At 63.5% G+C, this 6270-nt stretch carries 5 protein-coding genes and 1 pseudogene; 2 read left to right on the top strand and 4 right to left on the bottom strand.

All coding sequences use genetic code 11. The features are described from left to right. The 4 genes and pseudogenes from PHS32_RS07385 to PHS32_RS07370 all read right to left on the bottom strand — a co-directional run. Positions 1–266 (bottom strand): annotated as a pseudogene (locus PHS32_RS07385) (branched-chain amino acid ABC transporter permease); the annotation flags it as partial. Continuing rightward, complete coding sequence (locus PHS32_RS07380; RefSeq protein ID WP_301078281.1) at positions 263–1147, bottom strand: branched-chain amino acid ABC transporter permease; 885 nt, start codon at positions 1145–1147, stop codon at positions 263–265. The gene PHS32_RS07380 and the pseudogene PHS32_RS07385, both read right to left, overlap by 4 nt. Positions 1148–1160: 13 nt before the next feature. Beyond that, entirely contained in the window at positions 1161–2363 is a 1203-nt protein-coding gene (locus tag PHS32_RS07375) for an ABC transporter substrate-binding protein (protein WP_301078280.1), read from the bottom strand. 31 nt (positions 2364–2394) lie between these two features. After that, entirely contained in the window at positions 2395–3189 is a 795-nt protein-coding gene (locus PHS32_RS07370; RefSeq protein ID WP_301078279.1) for a GntR family transcriptional regulator, read from the bottom strand. 179 nt (positions 3190–3368) lie between these two features. On the opposite strand from PHS32_RS07370, the gene PHS32_RS07365 reads away from it, so the two are divergent. Beyond that, on the top strand, positions 3369–4778 hold the full coding sequence (locus PHS32_RS07365) for a twin-arginine translocation pathway signal (RefSeq protein WP_301078278.1): 1410 nt from the start codon (positions 3369–3371) through the stop codon (positions 4776–4778). Positions 4779–4926: 148 nt separating this feature from the next. Continuing rightward, a complete protein-coding gene (locus tag PHS32_RS07360; protein WP_301078277.1) occupies positions 4927–6201 on the top strand; it encodes an acyl-CoA dehydrogenase family protein in 1275 nt (424 codons plus the stop codon). The last annotated feature ends 69 nt before the right edge of the window (positions 6202–6270 follow it).

The following is a 6270-nucleotide window of genomic DNA, read 5'->3' as shown; positions in this document are numbered from 1 at the left end:
AGGGGCAATGCCAGCCATGGGTTCAGGCCTATTTGCAGTTGCGCGATCGCCTGCACATAGGCGCCGGTGCCGAAGAACAGCGCGTGGCCAAAAGAGAATTGCCCGCCGTAACCGCCCAGAATGTTCCAGGCCTGCGCCAGCAAGGCGGCGTAGAGGGCCATCATGACAAAATTGAGCGCCACGCCCGACGCGGCGCTGCTCAGAAGCAGCGCCACCATCGCCGCGAAGACGGCAATGCGCAGCATTTCTTTCTGCAAGGCGCTCATGCCTTGGCCCCGAACATGCCTTGCGGCCGGAACAGCAAGACTGCGATGAAGATCAGGAAGATGCCGATCTGCCCCAGCGACTCGCCCAGAAACAGGCCGCCCAGTGACTCGACCACGCCAATCAGCAAACCACCCAGCAGCGCGCCCATGAAACTGCCCATGCCGCCCAGCACCACAATGGTGAAGGCGACCAGCACGAAGCCGCCGCCGACCTGCGGGTTGACGTAGTACGCTGGCAGCAGAAAACAGGCGGCCGCGCCCAGACACGCCAGGCCAATGCCAAAACTCATGGCATACACGTGGTCGACGTTTATGCCCATCAGCTTGGCCCCGTGTTTTTCCTTGGCCACGGCCCGGATGGCGCGACCCAGGTCGGTGCGTCCGACGATCAGGATCAGCGCGGCCGAGGTCACCAGCGCCCCGCCAAAAGCCACCAGCTTGGGCAGGGAAATCGTCGCCTGTGCAATGCCGATGTCGATCGCTATCGTGGTCAGCGTGTAGGCGGTGTCGATGCTGCGCGTATCGGACTTGAAGAACAGCAGCGCCAGGTTTTCCATGACGATGGACAGGCCCAGCGTCACCAGCAAGATGTTCTCGTCCCGGCCATGGCTGGCGCGGTTGATGACGATGCGCTGCAAGCCGTACCCGAGCACGAACATTGCCGGCACCACCAGCGGCAAGGCCAGGTAGGGATCGAGCCCGAGCCGCTCTTTCAGAAAGTAGACGCCGTACAAGGCCAGCATCAAGGACGCGCCGTGCGCGAAGTTGATGATGTGCAGCACGCCGTAGATCAGCGTCAGTCCGAGCGCGATCAGGGCGTAGACGGCCCCCGTCGTCAGGCCGTTGAGGAGGGACGGGAACAGGATCCCGATATCGAGCATCAGCGCCGCCGGATCAGGCCTTGAGCGGGAAGATCGGGTCGATCTCGCGGTACTCGCGCGGCACGATCACCTTGATGTCGCCTTTGCTCACCTGTGTCATCAGGGGCTGCGCGCCGAGGTTCTGGCCATTGACGAACTTGGTCGCGCCGTAAGGCATGATGTGATCGGCAAAAGCGCTTTTCTCCAGCGCATCGATGATGGCGGCGCGCTCGGTCGATTTGACGCGCTCGATGGCATCGGCCAGCAGCCGCATGGCGGTGTAGGTCATGAAAACCTCGTAGCTGAAAAACAGGCCCTTGGCCTCGACCCTCTTTTTGAGCTCGGCGCTGCGTTTGTCCTTGGGGTTGAACCAGTGGTTGCAGTCAATGATGCCGTTGGCGGCCTGCGGGAACTCCTTGACGAACTTGTAGCTCGAAGCGGCGCCACCGAGCACCGAGTAGATGGCCTTGGGTGTGATCTTTTGCTGCTGCATGGTGCGCACCAGCAGCGCGTATTCGTTGTAGTAGTTGGCCGGAATCACGATGTCCGGGTTCACCGCCTTCATGCGCAGCACGATATTGTTGAAGTCGCGCGTCGGGTTGGCATGCTTGATGATTTCCTTGACCTCATAGCCATAACCGGGCAGTTCGCGCGCCAGCAGATTGGCCGTGCCGGAACCAAACAAGGATTCCTCGTGGATGATCATCACGGTGCGCGCCGGTTTGCCGGCCGCCGTGTTGAGCACGTGCAGATTGGCCACCGCCACCTCGGCGCACTTGCGGTAGCCCGGGCCAAAACGGAAGGTGTTCTTCAGGCCGCGCTCGACAATCTGGTCGGCGACACCGACGTCGACCACGTGCGGCAGGTTGTATTTGGCCGCCGTCTGGGTCGTGGCCAGGCAGATGGCCGAGGCAAACGCGCCCACCACCGCCGAGACGCCGGCCTCGTTCATCTTCTCGATTTCGGCGCTGCCGGCCTGCGGCGTCGATTGCGCATCGCCCAGCAAGGCTTCAATCTTCGCTCCGCCCAGCGACTTGATACCGCCGCTCTTGTTGATGTCCTCGATCGCCATCAGGGCGCCTTCGCGACATTGTTGTCCCGAGTAGGCGAGCGCGCCGGTGACCGGGTGCAGCACGCCGATCTTGACGGTCTTGGGTTGCGCGCCGGCGACCAGAGGAAAGGCAAGGGCCGAGGCGGTGGCAGCGCTGTGGGCGACGAACTGGCGGCGTGTGGTCATGATGGTTCCTTGGTGAGTTACGGACAGGTTGTTAGGTAAATTGAGCTGACAATTCCTTGCTGACCCAGACTTTGGCATCGATGCTGCCAACCCGCGACAACTGCATTTCGTATTCGTACCGGTCGGGTCGATACAGTCCATGCAGCCACTGGATGGGGCGCTCCTGGTCGTCGTAGATCAAACGGCGCACGGCCAAAAGTGCTGACCCGACTGAAACGTCCAGATGCCGGGCCACCAGCACATCGGCCAGTTTGGCGGAAATGGTCTGCTGCGCGCGACCGACCTTGACGCCGGATTCCTCCAGCAGCACCAGAATCGGTTTGCGAGAGAGTTCGCGCCGCCCGAACTTGCGGCCAATATCGCCCGGCACATAAGTCGTGATGTGCGACAGCGGCCCGTCCTTGGTGCTGCGCACGCGAATCGCTTTTTGTACCGGGTCGCCGACCGCCAGCTGCAAGGCCTGAGCGACGTTGGCCGAGGCCGTCACGGTCTCCACTTCAAGCACGCGGACCGACGTCCTCAAACCCATGCTGACCAGGTTCTCCAGCAAGCCGGTGAGCTGCGCCCGCTGCCCTTTTTCAGCGTGCGCCGGTGCACCGGTGGTGCTGACATCAAGGGCGCGGGTGCCGCGGCCGGGTTCCCGGGAAATCATGCCCTCCGCCGCCAGTTGCTCCAGCGCCCGGCGCACTGTCACGCGGGCCACCGAGAATTGCTTCATCAAGGCCAACTCACCCGGCAAGCCTTGGGCAAATTTGCCTTCGTGCAACTGCTCGCGCAACAACAGATAAATCTGATGGTATTTGGTCATCGGCATGGACTGCGGCATGGCGGCATCCTACTAACGGTTCCATTGTCCTGTCAATAGGACATTTAAACGCTTGGCGGGATGATGCGCGTCAAACCAGCAGCACCCATTTGTCAAACGCGCTTCCAGTGGGATACTTGGCGGGCCTTAGCCGAATTTCTTGCCCCTCTGCGTTGACCTCTTGTTTGATTGGAGTAGCCATGTTCAGACGACTTTTTCTCGGTGCCTCGGCCGCCTTGGCGTTGGCCCTGGCCATCGCCTCGGGCGGTTGTGCGTACGCGCCCCAGACGCCGGCCGCCGCGCCGCCGCCCATTGTTTTTGTGCATGGCAATGGCGACTCTGCCGCCTTGTGGCAAACCACCTTGTGGCGCTTCGAGTCCAACGGCTGGCCGCGGGATCGTTTGTTCGCCTTGCAGCAGCCCTACCCGCTGGCCCGCGATGCCGATGCCAAGGAGCAGGCCGGGCGCAGCTCCACGACCCAGCACATGGCGTTCCTGAAGGCCGAGGTTGACAAGGTGCTGGCCCAAACCGGTGCCAAACAGGTGGTGTTGATGGGCAACTCGCGCGGTGGTTATGCGATCCGCAACTACATCCAGAACGGTGGCGGTGACAAGACCGTCAGCCATGCCATTCTGGGCGGCACGCCCAACCATGGCGTGTGGGCCATCCCCGGTTATCTGGAGGGCAGCGAGTTCGCCGGCACCGGCGCCTTCTTGAAAGCCCTGAACGCGCCCAAGAATGCGGCCGGCGATGAAGTGACGGGCCCGGTCAAATGGCTCACCATCCGCTCGGACAACAACGACAAATACTCGCAACCGGATGGCGCATGGATTGGTGCCAAAGGCAAGCCGACTTTTGTCGGTTATGACAACCCAGCGCTCAAAGGCGCGCAAAACAGCCAGATCCCGAGACTGGACCACCGCGAAACCTCGTTCTCGCCGGACGCCTTCGATCTGGCCTATCGCTTCATCACCGGCCAAGCGCCGGCAAATTTGCGGATTCGGCCTGAACAAAGCGTTGTGCTCGATGGCCTGGTGACCGGCCTGGGTGTGCGTTCGACCGACGCCACCAGCGGCAACTTCAGCAACAACCTGGCGCTGCCAGACGCTCGGGTGGAGGTCTATGCGGTGCAGCCGGAGACCGGCTTGCGCGTCGGCCGGCCGGTGCACAGCAAGGTGGTCGGTGCCGATGGCCGCTGGGGTCCGTTCCAGGCGGCCTCCGGCGTGCCCTACGAGTTTGTCGTGAGCGCGCCGGGCTACGCCACCACGCACACCTACCGCAGCCCGTTCCCGCGCAGCAGCGATGTCGTGCACCTGAAGGCCGAGCGCATTGCCAGCGCCGATCTGGCGGCCTTTTCCATCGTTCAACTGGTGCGTCCGCGCGGCTATCTGGACCCAACCCGCCAGCGCATCACTTTTGACGGCCAATCGCCACCGCCGGGTGTTCCGCTGGCCCCCGTGGCCGGCATGGCTTCAAGCAAAATCAAATTGAGCCAGCCGGAGGATCGCGCCATTGTTGCGGAGTTTCGTGCCGACACGGTGGAGCGGCTGGTGGGCCGGACCTGGCCGGCCAAAGAGAACCACCTGGTGTTTCTGGAAATCACGCAATAGCGCAAGCCAGCCGGTGCTGGGCACGGCACCGGCGCCCGAGCGCCACAGTGCGCCCACCGGCGGCGCCAAAGTGACAGCCAAACTGGCGCAAGTTGGGCAGACTCCGGGTTTGTGAGGCGAATCAACCGCCTCGGCAGAAGGACTCGCCATGGATTTCGACTATTCACCGCAGGTGCAGGCATTACGTCAGCGTCTGGAAGCCTTCATGGACCGCTACGTGTTGCCGTACAACGCGGCCTGGCACCGCTCGGTCGCGCAAGCGGTCTTCCCGCCGCCCTTCATGGAAGACCTGAAGGCGCTGGCCAAGGCTGAAGGTTTGTGGAATCTGTTCCTGCCCGGTTTGCGTCCGGACGAACCCGGCCTGCGGCTGAGCAACCTGGAGTACGCGCCGCTGGCCGAGATCATGGGGCGCTTGCCCTGGGCCTCGGAGGTGTTCAACTGCAGCGCGCCCGACACCGGCAACATGGAACTGCTGCACTTGTTTGCCACGCCAGAGCAGAACCAGCGCTGGTTGCGTCCCCTGCTGGAGGGCCAGATCAGAAGCGCTTTTGCCATGTCGGAGCCGGATGTGGCTTCATCCGATCCGACCAATTTGCAGACCCGGGTCCGCCAGGACGGCGACGCCTGGGTGCTGAACGGGCGCAAATGGTTTGTCACCGGCGCCGCCCACCCGAATTGCCAACTGCTGATCGTGATGTGCCGCAGTGCCGACGAGGAGGCCGCCAAACACGCCCGCCACAGCATGCTGCTGGTGCCCATGGACACGCCCGGCGTCACGCTGGAGCGCAACATTGCCATCATGCAGCACCACACACCCGAGGGGCACTGCGAAATTGTGTTCCGCGACGTGCGTCTGCCGCTGAGCAACCTGCTGGGCCAGCCGGGCGCCGGTTTTGCCATGGCGCAGGCGCGCCTGGGGCCGGGCCGCGTGCACCATTGCATGCGCACCATCGGCCAGTGCGAACTGGCGCTGGCGCTGATGTGCGAGCGCACGCTGGAGCGTCACCTCTTCGGCAAATACCTGGCCGACTTTGCCAATGTGCAGGAGTGGATTGCCGAGTCGCGGCTGGAAATCGACCAGGCCCGTCTGCTGGTGCTGCGCGCCGCCTGGCGGCTCGACAGGGGCCAACAAATCGAGGCGCGCTCCGATGTCGCCGCCATCAAGGTGGTGACGGCGCGCTTGCAGACCCGGGTGGTGAACCGCGCCATGCAGGTGTTCGGCGCCATGGGCTTGTCGCCCGACACGCCGCTGGCCTATTTCTGGACCTGGGGCCGCGCCCTGCAATTGCTCGATGGCCCGGATGAAGTGCATCTGCGCAGCGTGGCCCGCCACGAGTTGGCGCAGGCACGCGAAACCCGCGGCGCCACCGCCGCTTATTTCACAACGCCCGAACAACTGCTGGCCGAGCCGCGCATCCGGTAAAGCCTTGGGGCGCAGCAGGGACTGCGATTTTTTGCGCTGGCGGTCGCCCGCCGCCAGCGGCTTTGCGTA

The organism is Rhodoferax sp., from assembly GCF_028714215.1.
Taxonomy (GTDB): domain Bacteria; phylum Pseudomonadota; class Gammaproteobacteria; order Burkholderiales; family Burkholderiaceae_C; genus Rhodoferax.
This window is presented reverse-complemented; position numbering and strand designations above follow the sequence as displayed.

What these genes read in the sequence shown, in the direction of transcription:
- PHS32_RS07365 (WP_301078278.1), top strand. Translation starts at nt 3,369, where the DNA reads ATGTTCAGACGACTTTTTCTCGGTGCCTCGGCCGCCTTGGCGTTGGCC.
- PHS32_RS07380 (WP_301078281.1), bottom strand. Translation starts at nt 1,147, where the DNA reads ATGCTCGATATCGGGATCCTGTTCCCGTCCCTCCTCAACGGCCTGACG.
- PHS32_RS07360 (WP_301078277.1), top strand. Translation starts at nt 4,927, where the DNA reads ATGGATTTCGACTATTCACCGCAGGTGCAGGCATTACGTCAGCGTCTG.
- PHS32_RS07375 (WP_301078280.1), bottom strand. Translation starts at nt 2,363, where the DNA reads ATGACCACACGCCGCCAGTTCGTCGCCCACAGCGCTGCCACCGCCTCG.
- PHS32_RS07370 (WP_301078279.1), bottom strand. Translation starts at nt 3,189, where the DNA reads ATGCCGCAGTCCATGCCGATGACCAAATACCATCAGATTTATCTGTTG.